The organism is Burkholderiales bacterium (assembly GCA_035518095.1).
In the GTDB taxonomy this organism is placed as follows: Bacteria; Pseudomonadota; Gammaproteobacteria; order Burkholderiales; family JAHFRG01; genus JAHFRG01.
In genome coordinates, this window is record DATIXX010000045.1 from 1 (window position 1) to 16,344 (window position 16,344).

Consider the following 16,344-nt stretch of genomic DNA (forward strand, 5'->3'; position numbering starts at 1 on the left):
GCCAGATGACAAAGAGGAGCAGCAACAAGGCGAGCAGCGTCAGAGCAATCGCGGGTATTTTTTTCTTGCGCGATGTGTCGGGAGTCGTCGTCATGTGAGTCGCGCCGGGCTTTCAGTTTTGAAAGAAGATCAGCCATACAGCAAGCGAAAACAGCGCGGTCAATGCCGGATAGGTCAATGCCATTGGCGTCAGCCAAGACCCAAGGTTCGTCTTATTCTGGACTACGTGAACGATCACGGTGAGGCTGACACCGGCGACGATGCAGAACAGCCAGTCCGGAAAGTACGCGCCAAGCACGCTGATGGAGGGCGCAAGCGTACAACCCGTTAGCAGTGAGCTTGCTAAGATTGCCAAGCCGCGCTTTTTCATAGCTTGTTCTCTCAATCAGCTAAGTACGCCGAACGACACACATTTATGCTTCTTGCGACAAACGCGGCGCCCTCTTAATTCTCCAAGAATAATGTGTTCGACTCAACTGTATGCGCGGCGCAGTCGCTCTGGACAATTACGGAAGCGTACATGGGATAATCGCATAAGTACCGATGCCTCTAATGAAACTCCATCGCGATAAGGACGCGGTACATGAGTGTGCGAGACGTTGTGGCATGCGGCGCCATTGCTTCCAATATAATTTATTGAACAATTAGTTATTACTCTTATTGGCGGAGAGTGAGGGATTCGAACCCCCGACAATATGTTGGCGGAAGGTGTGAGATTCGAACTCACGAGAGGCTTGCGCCCCTGCCGGTTTTCAAGACCGGTGCCATCAACCACTCGGCCAACCTTCCGTTATCCATTTTTAGCGTAAACGGTTTTAGCTCCGGCATAACCTGCAAGCAGGTTTGCCTTCATTGGAGCAGGCTGCGCATGCTCCAACACCGCCGCAATAGACCACTCTGCCAACTCTCCTTTAGTGCGCATCATAAATCCTAACGCTTTGTTTTGTCTAAGTTACGTTTTTCACGGCTTGAAACTTTCGGTGCGGCCGAGTAGTCTTAAGCGCTGAGCATGTGCTCAAGCTAATTTTCGAGGAGCAGTCTTAATGCAACCGGATATACAAGCAACCGTACCATCAACAGAACTGGCTCTGGTCCAGCACAAGGTGCTGCGCAACACCTACTTGATGCTGGGCTTGACCATGATTCCAACGGTGATCGGCGCGACAGTCGGCACCGCAACCAATTTTACGTTCCTGGCGCAGCATCCGATCGCGGGTCCGTTGCTGATGCTGGCGGCGATGTTCGGATTGATGTTTGCAGTGGGCGCAACGCGCAACAGCATCTGGGGGGTAGTACTGCTGCTGGCTTTTACTTTTGTAATGGGCTGGTGGCTGGGGCCGATGCTGCAATACGCTCTGCACTTCAGAAACGGCGGGCAACTGATAGGAATAGCTGCCGGCGGAACCGGGGTAATTTTCTTTACTCTCGCGGGAATCGCGACTTTCACCCGGAAGGATTTCAGCTTCATGGGCAAGTTCCTGCTGGTCGGGTTGGTTCTGCTGTTCGTTGCCTCAATCGCCAATTTGTTTTTCCAGATTCCCGCCGCATCCATGACGCTTTCGGCGCTGATAATTCTTTTGTTCTCGGGCTATATCCTGTATGACGTAAGCCAAATCATACACGGCGGCGAAACCAACTACGTCATGGCCACTCTCAAGATCTATCTCGACATATATAATATTTTCATCAATCTGCTGAATTTGCTGCTGGCATTCTCCGGACAGCGGGATTGAACTCGTTCTTAATTTAAAAAGGGCGGCTTCGGCCGCCCTTTTTATTTGGCTCTCTCGAACAGAGCGATTGACTCGATATGCGAGGTATGCGGGAACATGTTTATCACTCCCGCCGCTTCGAGCCGGTAGCCCTTTGCATGCACCAGCACCGCTGCGTCCCGCGCCAGCGTCGCGGGATTGCAGGAAATATAGACGATGCGCAATGGTGCGCGCTCCCCCAGCGCTTTCACCACCGCTACTGCGCCATCGCGCGGCGGATCCAGCAACATCTTGTCAAAACTGCCGTAATCGGCCAATGAGGCTTCGGTGGCTTGAAACAGGTTTGCGACATGGAAATCGGTTAATTCGGTCAATTCATTATGCGCAGCGTTTTCTTCAGCACGCCGCGCGAGTTCCGCCCCGCCTTCTATCCCCACCACCACCGCCCCGCGGCGCGCTGCAGGCAAAGCGAAATTTCCCAGGCCGCAGAATAGATCAGCGATCCGCTCGCCCGGACCCGGATCCAGCAATTGCATAGCGCGGCGCACCAGCACTTGGTTCATGGCGTGATTGACCTGGGTGTAGTCGGTCGGATGAAACGCCAGGACCAAGTCGAACTCGGGAAGCGTGTAATAAAGCCCGGGCCTATTATCAGGGTAAAAAGCGTACGCGGATTCGGGACCTGCCGGCTGCAGGTAAAAATATACCCCATGATAATCGGCGAATCTCTTAAGCAATTCCTCGTCTGCGCTATTCAATTCGTCCAAAACGCGCAACACCAGCACGTCCGCCGCTTCTCCGACCGCCAATTCGATTTGCGGTATTCGCTCGCGCAGGGATAAGGAGGCAATTAACACGCGCAGCGGTTTAATCAGTTCCGAAATCCTTCGCGGCAGGATTTCGCAGCTTTGCATATCGGCAACAAAGCTGCTGTGCTTCTCGTGAAAGCCCACCAGCACGCCGCCTTTCTTCGAAACATGGCGCACAGCAAACCGCGCCTTGTGCCGGTACTCCCAATCCGGCCCGTAGATCGGCGACAGCAGCGTTTCTGCTTTGACTTTGCCGATGTACCAAAGAGTGTCCTCGAGTATGCGCTGTTTCGCAGCCACCTGGGCTTTTGCGTCAAGATGTTGCAAGCTGCAGCCGCCGCAAATTCCAAAGTAGCGGCAGCGCGGTGCAATCCGCATGGAGCTTGGGCGCAGAATGCGCTCAGCTTTGCCAAACTCGCAGTTTGTTTTTTTGCGATAAGCCGAGTAAACGACCGCTTCGCCCGTCAGCGCATGTTCGATAAAGGCAACCTTGCCGGCAACATGCGCCACGCCGCGACCTTCCTGATCCAGGGATTCAATGACGGCTTCGGATGACAATCGCGAACCCTAGAATTTAGGCGGCGCGCCATTCACTCAAAAATTCGCGCCAGTGCGCCTCCGGACTTTTGCTTAGGCTTGCCCGCACCAGTTCGCATTCGCGCCGGTACTGCTCATTACTGAACGCCCCGCGCACCAGCTGAAAGCGCAAATACAGCAAATACGTGTTCGCGGCGTCCGTCTCGCAGTAATTGCGAATCGAGGTGGTTTTGCCTTTTTGGTATGCCTCCCATATTTTTGACCCGTCCATGCCCAGTTTGCCTGGAAATCCAATGAGCCTCGCGATTTCATCCAGTGGAACATTATTGCGGGGTTGGTAAAGCGCGAGCAAGTCCATTAGATCCAAATGGCGCAGATGGTACCGGCTGATGTAATTGTTCCACTTAAACTCCTTGTCATTCTCGCCCATGTCCCAGTAGCGCGCGGCAGGAATGCCGTGGATCAGGCTCCGGTAATGCAATACCGGCAAATCGAAACCGCCGCCGTTCCAGGAAACCATCTGCGGAGTATATTTTTCGATTCCTTCGAAAAAGCGCCGGATCAGATCGGCCTCTGTGGATTTTGCGTCGCCCAGAGACCAGGCCGTGAAACCGTCCTTGTCGCGCAAGACGCAGGCGATCGCCACTATACGCTGGAGATGCGGCGGCAGAAAATCGCTGCCGCTCGATTGGCGGCGCTGCTGAAACGCCATTTCGGCAATCTGATGCGCTGGCAGCTCGGGATCGAGCGCGTGAAGACCGCGCAAGCCCTCAATGTCAGGAACTGTTTCGATGTCGAAAGCAAGGACTGGCGTCATCAATTACGCCGGAAATACGCCGGTGGATAGATAGCGGTCCCCGCGATCGCACACGATTGATACGATCACCGCGTTTTTTGCTTCAGCGGAAACCTGCAGCGCCGCCCAAAGCGCGCCGCCTGAAGAGATGCCTGCGAAGATGCCTTCTTCTTGGGCCAGTCTGCGCGTCATTTCCTCCGCATCCCGCTGGCTTACCTCTATCACGCGGTCCACCCGCCTGCGGTCGAATATCTTGGGGAGATACTGTTCAGGCCATTTGCGAATGCCGGGTATCTGCGAACCCTCGGTAGGCTGACAGCCTATAATCTGGATCGCCGGATTCTTTTCCTTGAAAAAACGCGAGCAGCCCATGATAGTGCCGGTTGTGCCCATGCTGCTTACGAAATGCGTGATCTTGCCCTGGGTATCGCGCCATATTTCGGGCCCGGTACCCTCGTAGTGGGACAGCGGATTATCCGGATTGGCAAATTGATCAAGTATGATGCCCTGCCCCTCATCGCGCATGCGTTCGGCGGTGTCCCGCGCCGCCTCCATGCCTCCTTTTTCCGGCGTGAGCACAAATTCCGCGCCGAAGGCCTTCATCGTCTGGCGCCGCTCCAGGCTCAAATGTTCGGGCATCACTAGAATCATTCGGTAACCCATCATCGCTGCGGCCATCGCCAGCGCGATTCCGGTATTACCGCTGGTCGCCTCGATTAAGGTGTCACCCGGTTTAATGTCACCGCGCGCCTGCGCGCGCGTGATCATCGAAAGCGCCGGGCGGTCCTTCACCGACCCCGCAGGATTGTCGCCTTCCAACTTGACCAGGACGGTATTGGTCGTATTCCCTGGAATCCGCTTCAGCATGACCAGCGGCGTATCGCCCACGAACTGCTCGATGGTTTTATACATGCGGTACTCTCAAAATGCCACACTTATATCATAGCCAATGCCGCGCCCGAATTTGCAAACTGCATCAGGAAGCGCGCCTAAATTTGACCCAGCAAGCACTCGACGTAACGTGCGACACCTTCCTCTACGGTCAAAAACGGCTCCTCGTACCCCGCGCTGCGCAAGGCGCTGATATCGGCCTGGGTGTAATGTTGGTATTTTCCCTGCAGTGTTTCCGGGAACGGTATGTAACGAATAATACCCTGTCCCTGCATTTGCTTTAGAGTCAATTGGGGTGTCCTTTTCCGGCAGGCGTTGACGGTGGCCACCGCGACATCGTTGAAGGTCTGAGACGCCCCGGTGCCCACGTTGAAAATCCCGGATATCCCGGGTTGATCCAGAAAAAACAGATTAACCTTTATTACGTCCTCGACGGATACGAAGTCACGCCGTTGCTCGCCGTCTGTATAGCCCCCGCTGCCGTGAAATAAATTAACATTTCCGGAGGCTCGGAATTCATCAAAAAAATGCAGAGCCACAGATGCCATTTTTCCCTTGTGGCGCTCGCGCGGGCCGTATACGTTGAAATAGCGCAGGCCGGCGACCTGCGCACTGCGTTCATCCAGTCTGCGCCGCACCATCTGATCGAACAAAAACTTGGAATAGCCGTAAACATTAAGCGGCATTTCATGTTCGCGCGCTTCCTTGAATACCTTGCCCGCGCCGTAGACCGCGGCCGAGGAGGCATAAATGAAAGGCACATCTTCGTCGCGGCAATAATCCAGCAACTGCGCAGAATAACGGTAATTGTTTTGCAGCATATAGCGGCCGTCGCTCTCGGTGGTATCCGTGCACGCGCCCTGGTGCAGAACGGCGCTGATAGTGTCATCAAAATCGCCTTCCATCAAACGCTCGAGAAAAGCGTCTTTCTCAAGGAAGTCTGCGATTTCGCAATCAACCAGATTGGCGAATTTATCGGCGGGTCTTAACTCATCCACGGCAAGGACGTCGGTTTCTCCGCGCTGATTTAGCGCTTTCACCAGATTTGAACCGATAAACCCGGCGGCTCCCGTTACAACCGTGTACATGGCCTGTTTTCCTTAACTCGCAAAAAGCTCTTCCCGGTGCACTACCGCGGTACCAAGTTTGCCGACCACAATGCCTGCGGCGCGGTTCGCGATACGCACCGCATCCTGCAAATCCGCTCCGCTTGCCAGCATCACCCCCAACGCCGCGATGACGGTATCGCCCGCACCGCTGACATCAAATACTTCCCGGGCCTGGGCGGGCACATTCACCATTTTTCGATCGCTGAACAGGGTCATGCCCTCCTCGCTGCGTGTAATCAGCAATGCTTGTAATTTCAGCTTTTCGATGAGTTGACGGGCTTTTTCCGCAAACTCGCGCTCGTTTTTCCATCCTCCGACAACCTGTCGGAATTCCGCCCGGTTTGGGGTAAGAATCGTGGCGTTGCGGTAGCGATCAAAATCGTCTCCTTTGGGATCAACCAGCACCGGCTTCCCGGACCGCTTCACCATGCTTATCATTTTCGCGATATGCGTTAGACCGCCTTTACCGTAATCAGACAATACAACTACGTCGCAGGATGGGAGCTTCTTTTCAAAGTCGGCGAGCTTCGACACCAACACTTCGTGGCTGGGCTGGATGTCGAAATCAACCCTCAACAATTGCTGCTGACGCCCGATGACGCGCAACTTAACGGTGGTGGCAATCGCATTATCACGGTGCAGCAGCGAAGGGATTTGTTCAGCGCGCAACAGACGTTCCAGGCAGGCGCCTGCTTCATCATTGCCTATTACCGAAAGCAATTCCGCTTGCGCGCCGAGCGCCGCGACGTTGCGTGCCACGTTGGCGGCGCCGCCCGGACGCTCCTCTGTCCGTTCGATCTTCACCACCGGCACCGGAGCTTCCGGGGAAATGCGGCTCACATCGCCGAACCAGTAACGGTCCAACATCACATCGCCAACCACCAGCACGCGCGCTTTACTCATGGCGTGAAAATCAACTCCGGCCAGCGCGCCGGCATTCGTTCGTGCTCTCATGCTTGGCTTCCTGACATTTCCCTGTTGATTTCGTGCAAAGCCCGCAGCGGATCGGCCGCCCGCGTCACCGGCCGGCCAACCACTAAATAATCAGCTCCGTTGAGCACGGCTTGGCGCGGCGTCACCACGCGCAACTGGTCGTCATGATTAACCTGCGCCAGCCTGATGCCGGGTGTGACCACGCAGAATTCCGGGCCAAAATGCTTTTTCAACTCACGCGCTTCACGCCCCGAACATACCACGCCATCGGCCCCGCATTGATGCGCAACGCGTGCGAGCCGTAACACGGCACCATCGATCTCGCCGCTAATTCCCAGCTGGCCGAGCTCTTCGCGTCCCATGCTGGTCGGGACCGTGACTGCAATCAGCAGCGGCCGCGGCAGAACACCGCCCACAGCTTCGCGTGCCGCGGTAAGCATGGAGCTGCCACCCAGCGCATGCACGCTGAGCATCCACACGCCAAGCCTTGAAGCTGCTTTGCAGGCCTGGGCAACCGTATGCGGAATGTCGTGAAACTTCAAATCCAGGAACATGCCGAATCCGCGCCGCACCAGCTGCTCAACAAGCTGCGGACCGGCGGAAGTGAACAGTTCTTGTCCTATCTTTAAGCGGCACGCTTGAGGCTCGACCTTGTTCACGAACTGCAAAGCCGATTGCGCGTCGGCAAAATCCAACGCGACAATGGTGCGGGGTTCATTCATGCCGCCAGTTCGTCCTCTTCGGTCCTGCGCGGCGGGTAGGTCTCCCAGCCGCCGCAAGCCGGGCAATGCCAATAAAACTGCCGCGCCCGGAACCCGCAATTTTCACAACGGTACATGGCCAGACCACGAGTGTGGCTATGCACTAAATTCTTCATCAGTTCCAAATCATGGCGTCGCTCGAGCGGCGCCTCGAGCATTTGCGCTTCCAGCAGCTTGTCCAAGCCAAGTAAGGAAGGCGCGCGCTTCATTTCATAACGCACAAGCTGATACGCAGGCTCCGCGCCCTGGCGCGTTAGAGTTGCCTGAAACACCACATTTAACAGATCCAGCGAAGGATAATTGGAAAGATAGCCGCGCAGCAATTGCAGCCCTTCATCCGTCTTGCCCAATTGCCGGTAAGCATCGAGAAGCTTTTCCGCTATCTGGGAAAGATAAGCGGGATTCTGTGATTCGATGCGTTTCCAGGCCGCAATAGCTTTTTCATACTGCTTTTCGAGCATTTCCAAGTCGCCCAGCAAAATGCTGGCGCGCACGCATTTGCGGTGAGTCGCCAATGCCGCCTCCAAGTGTGGTCTGGCATTTTGGGCCCTGGAATGCATAATTTCATTGGCCGCCAGCTCGCAGTAAAAATTGGCGATTTCCTTCTGGTACGATTGATTGGTGATTTTATCAAGCTGTTGCGCAATCTGAATCGATTTTGACCAGTCCTTTTCCTGCTGGTAAATTTCCAGGAGATGCCTTGACGCCGGCTCCGCGTGAGGCGTACTTTGCAATTTGGTGAACAATTCTTCCGCGCGGTCAAGCAGCCCGGCCTTGAGATAATCTTTAGCCAGCTCAAACATTGCATTGAGCTTCTGCTCCTGCCCCAGGTCGGCGCGTTCCACCAGGTTCTGGTGCATGCGTATGGCGCGCTCCACTTCACCACGCCGCCGGAACAGATTGCCCAAGGCAAAATGCAGCTCCACCGTTTGCGGGTCTACCTTGACCACTTCAATGAACGCTTCTATCGCTTTATCGGGTTGCTCATTAAGCAAAAAATTCAGCCCTTTGAAATAGGACATGGGCAGTGCGCGCGACTCGGAAAGCAATTGCTTGATGTCGATGCGCGCGGCAATCCAGCCCAGACCGAAGAACAGCGGAAATGCGAGCAGCCACCAGAATTCAATTTCCATGCCGATTTTCAAAATGGGAAATTAATGGATACAGCAATATCGGACTGGCGAAATCAGACTTCATGCACGGCATGCTCGTTTTCTCGATCTTTCAGCTTGAGCTCGCGCTGCAGCGCCCGCATCTTGCGTTTTTGCCTGACGATGTAGCCTACGCTGGCCATAATTCCGACTGCCGCGCCGACGCAGAAGAAAACCAGCAGGATCAAAACCAACGGCGCCTGCCATTCATATCCCAGGTAGTAATGCAATACTGTAGTTTCGGTATTCTTTACCGCAAAGCCAAGCAGTAGCAGAAATAAGACAATTTTAAAGAACCACGAGACGTATCGCATATATGCGCGCAGAAATCCATATGTAACAAAGGCGGCATGTCACCGAATGCCGCCTTTGATTGGCTAACAGCAACGCTTTTTATTTTTTACTATCAACCCGCTCACGCAATTCCTTGCCCGCCTTGAAATGCGGCACGTATTTTTCCGGGACTTTCACTCTCTCCCCTGATTTGGGGTTGCGCCCGGTACGCGGCGGGCGGTAGTTCAGGCCAAAGCTGCCGAACCCCCTGATTTCGATGCGGCTACCTTGCGCCAGGCTTTTTGTCATAGCGTCCAATATCATTTTTACGGCGAGTTCCGCGTCTTTTGCCACCAGCTGCGGATAACGCCCTGCCAATTTTACGATCAGCTCGGACTTTGTCATGGTTTTTCCTTCATTGTTCGGTATTTTTAACATCCAGTTTTGCTTTTAGCAGCGCACCAAGATTAGTGGTACCGGTATTGGCGGCGCCCTCCGTTGCCATTTTCGACATTGCTTCTGTTTCTTCAGCCAGGTCTTTTGCCTTGATCGATAAATTAATATTGCGATTCTTGCGGTCGATGCCGATGATCATCGCCTTGACTTCATCGCCTTCCTTAATATGGGTGCGGATATCTTCAACACGATCCCGCGACACTTCAGACGCGCGCAAGTACCCTTCCACGTCGCTGTCCAGCGCAATCACAGCGCCCTTGGGATCAATCGACTTCACCTTTCCGGTCACCATGCTGTTTTTGTCGTGCGTTGCGATATAGCTGGTGAAGGGATCGCCGTCCAGCTGCTTGATGCCGAGAGAGATACGTTCGCGTTCAACGTCGATGGAAAGCACTACCGCTTCAACTTCATCGCCTTTTTTGTAATTGCGTGCCACGGTTTCACCCGGCTGAGTCCACGACAAGTCTGACAGGTGTACCAGCCCGTCTATGCCGCCCGGCAGGCCGATGAATATTCCAAAATCGGTGATTGACTTGATTTGCCCGCGTACCCGGTCACTCTTCTTGTGATTGTGAGCGAATTCTTCCCATGGATTGGGCTTGCACTGTTTCATTCCCAGGGAAATGCGGCGGCGTTCCTCATCAATTTCCAGAATCATCACTTCCACTTCATCCCCGAGCTGCACCACTCGGGACGGATGAACATTCTTATTGGTCCAGTCCATCTCGGACACGTGCACCAAGCCCTCGATGCCCTGCTCGATTTCAACGAATGCGCCGTAATCGGTCAGGTTGCTCACCTTGCCGAAAAGTCGCGTACCCTGTGGGTAGCGGCGGGAAAGCCCGACCCAGGGGTCATCGCCCAGCTGTTTAAGCCCCAGCGACACGCGGTTCTTTTCCTGGTCGAACTTGAGTACCTTGGCTTCGACTTCATCGCCGACGGACAGGATTTCGGAAGGGTGACGCACGCGGCGCCACGCCAGGTCAGTGATGTGCAGCAAGCCGTCGATACCCCCCAGGTCTACAAATGCGCCGTAATCGGTAATGTTTTTTACCACGCCTTTGACCACCGCGCCTTCCTGCAAACTTTGCAAAAACGCCTGGCGCTCGGCGCCTTGGCTTGCCTCAAGCACCGCGCGGCGCGAGACCACCACGTTGTTGCGCTTGCGATCGAGCTTGATCACCTTGAATTCCATATCCTTGCCTTCGTAAGGATTCGTGTCCTTAACCGGGCGGATATCCACCAACGAGCCGGGCAAAAATGCGCGGATGCCGTTTACCATGACCGTGAGCCCGCCTTTTACTTTGCCATTGATCAATCCGTGAACCAGAGTTCCCTTCTCAAGAGCCACTTCGAGCTGGTGCCAGGCTGCGAGCCGCTTGGCTTTCTCGCGCGACAACCGCGTCTCCCCATAGCCGTCTTCCAAAGCCTCGATTGCAACTTCCACAAAGTCACCGGGTTTAGCTTCGACTTCACCTTTATCGTTGTGAAATTCTTCTACCGGAATAAAGCTTTCCGATTTAAGGCCGGCATTCACCACCACATAATTTGTATCCACCCGAATTACTTCAGCGGTGATGACTTCGCCAACGCGCATCTCTTGGCGTGACAAACTTTCTTCGAATAACGCGGCAAAATTTTCAGAGCTGTCTGAAGCCGTGGAAGCAGTAACCATCATTAAACTAACACCTGTAATCCCGTCCTGTTGACGAGGGGTTGGTTAAAATCAGCTTTAAGTTCTGGCAAACTTCAAGCACTCAAAAAAATCAAATTACGAGAGCGCGATACCTTGTAATAACCTCTGCAACCGCTTGCTCTACAGTGAGCGCGGTGGTATCCAGCAAACCGGCGCCGGCGGCCTGTCGCAGGGGCGCAACCGGGCGTTCGCTATCGCGCGCATCGCGCTCCTTAATTTCCTGCAAAAGGGTTGGAATGCTAGCATACATTCCTTTTTCCTTCAACTGTTTATATCTGCGCCCGGCGCGTACTTCGGGACTCGCGGTGAGAAACACCTTAAGCTTCGCGTCAGGAAATACTGTCGAGCTCATGTCGCGGCCTTCAGCGACCAAGCCTGGTCGTTCGCGGAATGCGCGCTGCATGCTCAGCAAAGCCTGCCTTACTTTAGGGAATGCGGCCACTTTGGAAGCGTCTGATGCGCAATTTTCAGCACGGATTTGCTCCGTTACGCGCACGCCTTCCAAGATAATCTCGTCGCCTTGAAATTCCGCCCGAAGCGTTTGCGCCAGCGCTGCCAGCGCCGCTTCATCATTGAGCGACACGCCGCGCTTTCGCGCAGCCAGCGCAACGAGGCGATACAGCGAGCCGCTGTCGAGATAATGAAATCCCAGTTCGCGCGCGACTCGCTGCGCCACCGTGCCCTTGCCTGAGGCCGACGGTCCGTCAATCGCAATCACCGGCGGCTGGCTCGCCTCGTCGCTCACTCCTTATACCTCGCTGATCTTTAGCCCCACACTCTGCGCCAATGCGCAGAAGCCGGGAAAAGAAGTCGCTACGTTGGCGCAATCGCGGATGATGATCGGACCAGCAGCGCGCAGTCCGGCCACGGCAAATGCCATGGCTACGCGGTGATCGGAATGGCTTTCAATCGCCCCTCCTGAAAAGTCCCCGCCCCGGATACGCATACCGTCCGCGGCAGGCCGGGCGACAATTCCCAGCAGGCGCAGTCCCTCCGCCATTACCTGGATTCGGTCGCTTTCCTTGACTCGCAGCTCTTCAGCGCCGGTGAGCACCGTTTCGCCTTCTGCGCAGGCTGCGGCGACGAACAAAACCGGAAATTCATCTATGGCGAGCGGCACCAACCCGCGTGGAATCACGATGCCCTTGAGGCGGGAATGGCGCACCCGCACGTCCGCTACCGCTTCGCCCGCTGCGCTGCTTTGATTGAATAAACTAATATCCGCTCCCATCAAGCGCAAAATCTCAATCACTCCGGTGCGCGTGGGATTGACCCCGACATGAGTTAGCGTGATATCGGAACCCGGCGCAATGCTTGCACCGACCATGAAAAATGCTGCCGAAGAAATATCGCCCGGCACATTGATATTTGTCGGCTTCAATGTTCCGCCGCTTTTGATGCAAGCGGTGTTACCTTCACGCTGGACGCTATAACCAAAGCCCTGCAGCATGCGTTCGGTGTGATCTCGCGTAGGCGCAGGCTCGACGACGCAGGTACGGCCTCTGGCATAAAGACCTGCAAGCAAAAGCGCGGATTTCACCTGGGCACTGGCCACGGGCATCGTGTAATTGATTGCGCGCAACTCGGAGACGCCTCTGAGCTTGAGCGGCGGAGTGCCGTTTTCACCTGCGACGATGTCCGCTCCCATTTCGCGCAAAGGAGCCGTTATGCGTTCCATTGGCCGCTTGCGCAAGCTATCGTCTCCCGTCAATTCACAGTTGAAAGACTGGCCGGCGAGTAAGCCGCACAGCAGGCGAATCAAGGTGCCCGAGTTACCGCAATCGAGTACTTTTTTAGGGGCTTTCAGCCCGCGCAATCCTCCCCCGTAAATCCGGACTTTTTCTCTTGCAGGACGGTCGATGCGCACGCCCATGGCACGCATCGCGTTAATCGTAGCAAGTGTATCTTCGGCTTCAAGGAATCCGCTGATTTCGCTCGCGCCTTCAGCGATCGAACCCAGCAGGATACCGCGGTGGGAAATGGACTTGTCGCCCGGTACGCGCAACGTGCCCGAAAGTGTGCCGCCGGGTTCGACCCGATAATCGAAAGACATCTTATTATTTATCCAGCAGCCATCTCGCGCGCGCGCTGCGAGCGCGGGTAAAGATTTCTTCCAGCGCAGTCCCGTCGCTTTTTCTCATCAGGCCGGCGATGCGGCTCAATTGTTTTTGATATGCCGCCAGTTCTTTGAGCAGGATTTTGCGGTTGGCCATGGCTATATCGCGCCACATTTCCGGAGAACTTCCGGCAATGCGCGTAAAGTCGCGGAAGCCGCTTGCCGCATAATTAAACAACTTGGCTGCATTGGGTTTTGCTGCGATCGTGTCCATAAGCGCGTAGGCGAGCAGATGCGGCAAATGGCTCACCGCGGCAAAGGTCTCATCGTGCTGGCGTGGCGTCATTTGCCTTACACGCGCGCCGCAGGCCTTCCACAAATCCTTGACCCGTTTTAACGCCTTGCCGTCGGTTCTCGCCAGTGGCGTCACCACCACATTCTTGTTAACAAAAAGCTCGGAACTCGCCGCGCCTACTCCGCTCTGTTCCCCGCCAGCAACCGGGTGGGCCGGCACAAATCGCGCAAGGTGCGCTCCCAGGCATTCACGCGCAAAAGCCACCACATCCTGCTTGGTGCTGCCGGCATCCGTTACCATAGTATGAGGCTCTAAACGCGGCGCAAGCTCGCACATCACCCGGCGCATTTGTCCTACGGGCAGCGCCAGCATAATCAGGTCGGCACCCGGCACTGCTTGGGCCGCGTCGTCACACGCTTCGTCAATCACGCCGAGCCGCAGCGCTTTTTCCATATTGGCGCGGCTTCGTCCTACGCCGACCACGTGCTTGGCCAAGCCCGCGCGCTTTAGTGCCAGGGCAAATGAGCCGCCTATCAGCCCCACGCCGAATATCACCACTTTGCCTAATTGTAATTTCGCCATGTCACGCTGCTTCGCGAACCAATTGCAATGCTTTGAGAAATTTTTCATTCTCTTCGGGCAGGCCGATGCTTACCCGCAGCCACTCCGGCATCCCATAATCGCCGATGGGACGGACGATGACCCCGCGTTGCAGCAAGTTTTGATACAGGGCCTTGGCATCACCGGCAAAGAAGCACACAAAATTTCCGTAGGATGGAATAAAACGGATTCCCAATCGCTTAAAGCCTTGCGTGATTTGCATCATGCCCCGTTGATTGAGCTGGTAGCTTTGCGTGACGAACTCCTGATCGTCGAGCGCCGCAATCGCAGCCGCTTGGGAGACACTGCTGACATTGAAGGGCTGGCGCACGCGGTTCATGAGGTCAGCGACTTGCGCGTGCGCCATTGCGTAACCTACCCGCAGTCCGGCCAAGCCGTAAGCTTTGGAAAAAGTACGTGTAATAATCAGATTGGGAAATTGCTTAAGCCAGGCCGCGCCGGGAGTTTTCAGCTCATCCGGCAAATACTCATTATAGGCCTCGTCCAGAACCACCAATACTTGCTGGGGGAGACGCTGCAAAAAAGCCTGCAGCTCTGGGACGGACAACAGCGTGCCGGTGGGATTATTGGGATTGGCGATGAACACAATGCGCGTTTGCGCATTTGTCACCTGTAACATTGCATCCAGGTCATGACCGAAATTTTTTGCCGGCGCTTCGACCCCCTGTGCGCCGCATGCCTGCGTTGCCAGGCGATACACTACAAAAGCATGCCGCGAATAAACGGCCTGTGTTCCGGGAGCGAGAAATGCGCGCGCAGCGAGTTCCAGCACATCGTTTGAGCCATTGCCCAGCACAATCTGTTCGGGATGAATTTCGTGCCGCGAGGACAAGACCCGCTTCAGGGTATATCCATTGCCGTCCGGATAGCGCGCGATATCCGATAATGCCTCGCGAATTGCGGCAAGCGCCTTGGGACTCGCGCCCCGGGGATTTTCGTTGGATGCGAGCTTGATGACGTCTTTCAGCCCCAGCTCGCGCTCGAGCTCGGAAATGGGCTTCCCCGGCTGGTAAGCCGCCAGAGCGCGGATATAGGGAGGAGCCAGTTCACATAAGTCCATCATAGCGTTAACGGTGAAAATCGAACGGTGAAGGGTAAATCGTGCAATAAAACAGTTGCAAATCCTGGCATATCACTGTTCACTGATCACCGTTTACGGTTCACGAATTAAAGCACCGCGGCGGGGTACGATCCGAGGATTTTCAAGAAAGCGGCCCTATCAGCCAGTTCAGCAAGCGCTTTCGCCACATTTTCTTCTTTCTGGTGGCCTTCGATATCAACAAAGAAAACGTATTCCCAAAGACCCGTACGCGACGGGCGCGACTCGAGCTTGCTCATGCTTACGCCATAATGTGCAAGCGGAGTCAGCAATTGATGCACCGCTCCCGGAATATTTTTGCTGGACATCACCAGCGACGTTTTGTCTTTACCGGACGGCTCTGCATCGTACACGCCGAGTATCCAGAAACGCGTAGTATTGTTGGGCTCGTCTTCGATATTCGAAGTCAGGACGTTGAGGTTATAGCGTTCCGCTGCCATGTCTCCCGCGATCGCGCAGCTTGCCTTATCCTTGCCCGCAAGACGCGCGGCCTCGGCGTTGCTCGCAACATGCACCCGCTGTACATTCGGAAGGTTCAGGTTCAGCCACTCGTGGCATTGAGCGAACGATTGCGCATGTGAGTAAATCCGTTTGACGTTCTTGAGGCCTTTGGTCTTGCGCAGCAAATGCTGGTGCACGCGCAACACCACCTCGCCGCAAATTTTGAGCGGAGTGGCAAGCATCAGATCCAGAGTCCGGCCTACCGCGCCTTCCGTAGAATTTTCCACCGCGGCCACCGCGTAGTCCACTTCACCGGCTTCCACCTTGTGCATCACTTCGTCTATTGAAGCACAGGCTACGGCATGCGCAGCGTGGCCAAAATGCTTGATAGCGGCAGCTTCACTGAACGTTCCCTGTGGCCCGAGGTAAGAGACTGCCATCGGTTTTTCCAGCGCCAGGCAGGCGGACATAATTTCACGGAATAGTCGCGCTACGGTCTCATCGGATAGCGGGCCGGAGTTGGCGTCTTTAATACGCCGCAAGATCTGGGCTTCGCGCTCAGGGCGGTAGACGGCACCGTTCTTGAGCCGCCCGATGGAACGGGCATGTGCGGCGCGGCGATTGAGGAGCTCGAGCATCTGCTGATCCAGCGCATCGATGCTTGCCCGCAATTTTTTAAGCTCGTCACTCACGATTTGATCAGCCGGG

At 55.3% G+C, this 16,344-nt stretch carries 17 protein-coding genes, 1 tRNA gene and 1 pseudogene; 1 reads left to right on the forward strand and 18 read right to left on the reverse strand.

Features of this window, described 5'->3' with window-relative positions:
* Nucleotides 1-112 precede the first annotated feature (112 nt).
* The 3 genes from VLV32_08350 to VLV32_08360 form a co-directional block, all read right to left on the reverse strand.
* Entirely contained in the window at nt 113-370 is a 258-nt protein-coding gene (locus VLV32_08350) for a YtcA family lipoprotein (GenBank protein HUL41898.1), read from the reverse strand.
* Between the two features lie 329 nt (nt 371-699).
* Nucleotides 700-789, reverse strand: a tRNA-Ser gene (locus VLV32_08355).
* 1 nt (nt 790) lies between these two features.
* Complete coding sequence (locus tag VLV32_08360; protein ID HUL41899.1) at nt 791-925, reverse strand: hypothetical protein; 135 nt, start codon at nt 923-925, stop codon at nt 791-793.
* A gap of 118 nt (nt 926-1,043) precedes the next feature.
* Here VLV32_08360 and VLV32_08365 point away from each other — a divergent pair, with 118 nt between their 5' ends.
* A complete protein-coding gene (locus VLV32_08365) occupies nt 1,044-1,733 on the forward strand; it encodes a Bax inhibitor-1/YccA family protein (GenBank protein ID HUL41900.1) in 690 nt (229 codons plus the stop codon).
* A gap of 41 nt (nt 1,734-1,774) precedes the next feature.
* Here the strand turns inward: VLV32_08365 and rlmD are convergent, their stop codons facing one another.
* The 15 genes and pseudogenes from rlmD to pheA all read right to left on the reverse strand — a co-directional run bounded on the left by rlmD (nt 1,775) and on the right by pheA (nt 16,328).
* Nucleotides 1,775-3,061 (reverse strand): 23S rRNA (uracil(1939)-C(5))-methyltransferase RlmD, encoded by a 1,287-nt coding sequence (gene rlmD / locus VLV32_08370; protein ID HUL41901.1) that lies wholly within the window; start codon nt 3,059-3,061, stop codon nt 1,775-1,777.
* Between the two features lie 34 nt (nt 3,062-3,095).
* The gene (locus VLV32_08375) at nt 3,096-3,875 is read right to left on the reverse strand and encodes a 3'-5' exonuclease (GenBank protein HUL41902.1); all 780 of its coding nucleotides are present in this window, start codon (nt 3,873-3,875) and stop codon (nt 3,096-3,098) included.
* Between the two features lie 3 nt (nt 3,876-3,878).
* On the reverse strand, nt 3,879-4,766 hold the full coding sequence (gene cysM, locus VLV32_08380; protein ID HUL41903.1) for a cysteine synthase CysM: 888 nt from the start codon (nt 4,764-4,766) through the stop codon (nt 3,879-3,881).
* A gap of 77 nt (nt 4,767-4,843) precedes the next feature.
* Complete coding sequence (gene rfaD / locus VLV32_08385) at nt 4,844-5,833, reverse strand: ADP-glyceromanno-heptose 6-epimerase (protein HUL41904.1); 990 nt, start codon at nt 5,831-5,833, stop codon at nt 4,844-4,846.
* A 12-nt stretch (nt 5,834-5,845) separates the two neighbouring features.
* Nucleotides 5,846-6,808, reverse strand: coding sequence for a D-glycero-beta-D-manno-heptose-7-phosphate kinase (gene rfaE1 / locus VLV32_08390; GenBank protein HUL41905.1), 963 nt, complete (start codon nt 6,806-6,808; stop codon nt 5,846-5,848).
* The gene (pyrF, locus tag VLV32_08395) at nt 6,805-7,509 is read right to left on the reverse strand and encodes an orotidine-5'-phosphate decarboxylase (protein HUL41906.1); all 705 of its coding nucleotides are present in this window, start codon (nt 7,507-7,509) and stop codon (nt 6,805-6,807) included. The genes rfaE1 and pyrF overlap by 4 nt, the downstream gene beginning before the upstream one ends.
* Nucleotides 7,506-8,681 carry a lipopolysaccharide assembly protein LapB gene (gene lapB / locus VLV32_08400; GenBank protein HUL41907.1) on the reverse strand — a complete coding sequence of 392 codons (1,176 nt, stop codon included), beginning with the start codon at nt 8,679-8,681 and terminating at the stop codon, nt 7,506-7,508. The genes pyrF and lapB overlap by 4 nt, the downstream gene beginning before the upstream one ends.
* Nucleotides 8,682-8,734: 53 nt before the next feature.
* Nucleotides 8,735-9,013 (reverse strand): LapA family protein, encoded by a 279-nt coding sequence (locus VLV32_08405; protein HUL41908.1) that lies wholly within the window; start codon nt 9,011-9,013, stop codon nt 8,735-8,737.
* Between the two features lie 91 nt (nt 9,014-9,104).
* Nucleotides 9,105-9,377, reverse strand: a pseudogene (locus VLV32_08410) (integration host factor subunit beta).
* Nucleotides 9,378-9,387: 10 nt separating this feature from the next.
* Nucleotides 9,388-11,106 carry a 30S ribosomal protein S1 gene (gene rpsA / locus VLV32_08415; protein ID HUL41909.1) on the reverse strand — a complete coding sequence of 573 codons (1,719 nt, stop codon included), beginning with the start codon at nt 11,104-11,106 and terminating at the stop codon, nt 9,388-9,390.
* 88 nt (nt 11,107-11,194) lie between these two features.
* On the reverse strand, nt 11,195-11,869 hold the full coding sequence (gene cmk, locus VLV32_08420) for a (d)CMP kinase (GenBank protein ID HUL41910.1): 675 nt from the start codon (nt 11,867-11,869) through the stop codon (nt 11,195-11,197).
* A 3-nt stretch (nt 11,870-11,872) separates the two neighbouring features.
* Entirely contained in the window at nt 11,873-13,177 is a 1,305-nt protein-coding gene (aroA, locus tag VLV32_08425) for a 3-phosphoshikimate 1-carboxyvinyltransferase (GenBank protein ID HUL41911.1), read from the reverse strand.
* A gap of 4 nt (nt 13,178-13,181) precedes the next feature.
* Nucleotides 13,182-14,057, reverse strand: coding sequence for a prephenate dehydrogenase/arogenate dehydrogenase family protein (locus VLV32_08430; GenBank protein HUL41912.1), 876 nt, complete (start codon nt 14,055-14,057; stop codon nt 13,182-13,184).
* Nucleotide 14,058: 1 nt separating this feature from the next.
* The gene (gene hisC / locus VLV32_08435; GenBank protein HUL41913.1) at nt 14,059-15,156 is read right to left on the reverse strand and encodes a histidinol-phosphate transaminase; all 1,098 of its coding nucleotides are present in this window, start codon (nt 15,154-15,156) and stop codon (nt 14,059-14,061) included.
* A gap of 107 nt (nt 15,157-15,263) precedes the next feature.
* Nucleotides 15,264-16,328: a prephenate dehydratase gene (gene pheA, locus VLV32_08440; protein ID HUL41914.1), complete on the reverse strand. Its 1,065-nt coding sequence runs from the start codon at nt 16,326-16,328 to the stop codon at nt 15,264-15,266.
* Nucleotides 16,329-16,344 lie beyond the last annotated feature (16 nt).

What these genes read in the sequence shown, in the direction of transcription:
- VLV32_08350 (HUL41898.1), bottom strand. Translation starts at nt 370, where the DNA reads ATGAAAAAGCGCGGCTTGGCAATCTTAGCAAGCTCACTGCTAACGGGT.
- VLV32_08360 (HUL41899.1), bottom strand. Translation starts at nt 925, where the DNA reads ATGATGCGCACTAAAGGAGAGTTGGCAGAGTGGTCTATTGCGGCGGTG.
- VLV32_08365 (HUL41900.1), top strand. Translation starts at nt 1,044, where the DNA reads ATGCAACCGGATATACAAGCAACCGTACCATCAACAGAACTGGCTCTG.
- VLV32_08375 (HUL41902.1), bottom strand. Translation starts at nt 3,875, where the DNA reads ATGACGCCAGTCCTTGCTTTCGACATCGAAACAGTTCCTGACATTGAG.
- cysM (HUL41903.1), bottom strand. Translation starts at nt 4,766, where the DNA reads ATGTATAAAACCATCGAGCAGTTCGTGGGCGATACGCCGCTGGTCATG.
- rfaD (HUL41904.1), bottom strand. Translation starts at nt 5,833, where the DNA reads ATGTACACGGTTGTAACGGGAGCCGCCGGGTTTATCGGTTCAAATCTG.
- rfaE1 (HUL41905.1), bottom strand. Translation starts at nt 6,808, where the DNA reads ATGAGAGCACGAACGAATGCCGGCGCGCTGGCCGGAGTTGATTTTCAC.
- pyrF (HUL41906.1), bottom strand. Translation starts at nt 7,509, where the DNA reads ATGAATGAACCCCGCACCATTGTCGCGTTGGATTTTGCCGACGCGCAA.
- lapB (HUL41907.1), bottom strand. Translation starts at nt 8,681, where the DNA reads ATGGAAATTGAATTCTGGTGGCTGCTCGCATTTCCGCTGTTCTTCGGT.
- VLV32_08405 (HUL41908.1), bottom strand. Translation starts at nt 9,013, where the DNA reads ATGCGATACGTCTCGTGGTTCTTTAAAATTGTCTTATTTCTGCTACTG.
- rpsA (HUL41909.1), bottom strand. Translation starts at nt 11,106, where the DNA reads ATGATGGTTACTGCTTCCACGGCTTCAGACAGCTCTGAAAATTTTGCC.
- aroA (HUL41911.1), bottom strand. Translation starts at nt 13,177, where the DNA reads ATGTCTTTCGATTATCGGGTCGAACCCGGCGGCACACTTTCGGGCACG.
- VLV32_08430 (HUL41912.1), bottom strand. Translation starts at nt 14,057, where the DNA reads ATGGCGAAATTACAATTAGGCAAAGTGGTGATATTCGGCGTGGGGCTG.
- hisC (HUL41913.1), bottom strand. Translation starts at nt 15,156, where the DNA reads ATGGACTTATGTGAACTGGCTCCTCCCTATATCCGCGCTCTGGCGGCT.